The organism is Acetivibrio ethanolgignens (assembly GCF_001461035.1).
GTDB lineage: Bacteria > Bacillota > Clostridia > Lachnospirales > Lachnospiraceae > Velocimicrobium > Velocimicrobium ethanolgignens.
Genome location: NZ_LNAM01000114.1, coordinates 1 through 890, shown reverse-complemented (window position 1 = coordinate 890; position 890 = coordinate 1). Strand labels below are relative to the sequence as shown.

The 890-nt window shown below is 34.5% G+C and carries 1 protein-coding gene; it reads right to left on the bottom strand.

The genetic code is table 11. The features are described 5' to 3' along the window. Positions 1-260: 260 nt before the first annotated feature. On the bottom strand, positions 261-890 hold a 630-nt coding region (locus ASU35_RS06635), incomplete at its 5' end, for a helix-turn-helix domain-containing protein (RefSeq protein WP_207644127.1).

Sequence of the window (890 nt, the reverse complement as noted above, 5' to 3'; positions counted from 1 at the left end):
GTCATCCTAATGACAGTGCGTAAGAGCAGTCCTGCGACAGCTCAGGAAATCATTAACAAGATAAATCCCACTTTTTATATCCAAAGATAATGAGAATTAGAACAAAATAAAAAAGTAGACATATATGGCTGGTTTTTTGAATAAAAGAATCAAATTTGTAATATAAAATTTTCTTGTCTAGGGCTTTGTTATTCTTCTTTTTCAGTTTCTTAAATCCTTTTCTAATCCATGATTGTGTCATAAAAGATATTTCTCCTATATTAAGTAGATGTATATTTCCTCCAATGAATAGATGGCTCAAACCGCCCGCCATCATCACAGGTGAAAGGCCAATTTATTTTCCATTCAAAATATTCTTCACGGGTAATTTCATTATCCGCAAGTTCTTGAAAGCGTATCGCCCACTCACGCATAAAGTCATTTATCTTGTTATAATTCAATGCGATTGCCACTGGCGGAAATACGCCGTTATATTGGTAATCATTATACATACCATGAGCAATGCGCTTATCGTCTTTATCATTGTACTTTTGAAGTTGAAAAACGTATAATGAGTTACCAACAGTTTCTTCAAGCCAAAAGAAATTCATCATAATCTGTTCGGCATTGCTTAATTCGACACCATCATAAAAATTGCTGTAGTTGCAATGTAGAATTTTGGCAAGTGCTTTGGCACTATCTAATTTAGGTATTCGTGCACCTGTTTCATATTGCCCAACTCGTACTGCCGCACTCTTTTCTGTACTACCCAAAGCAAGTCCTAATTCTTTTTGTGTCATATTTCTATATTCTCGAATACGTTTAATACGTTCGCTAATTTGCATACCATTACTCCTCGTATAATAAGTTTGTAAGCAAGGAAAACAGCTTACAGACTTATTTTTTTGGGT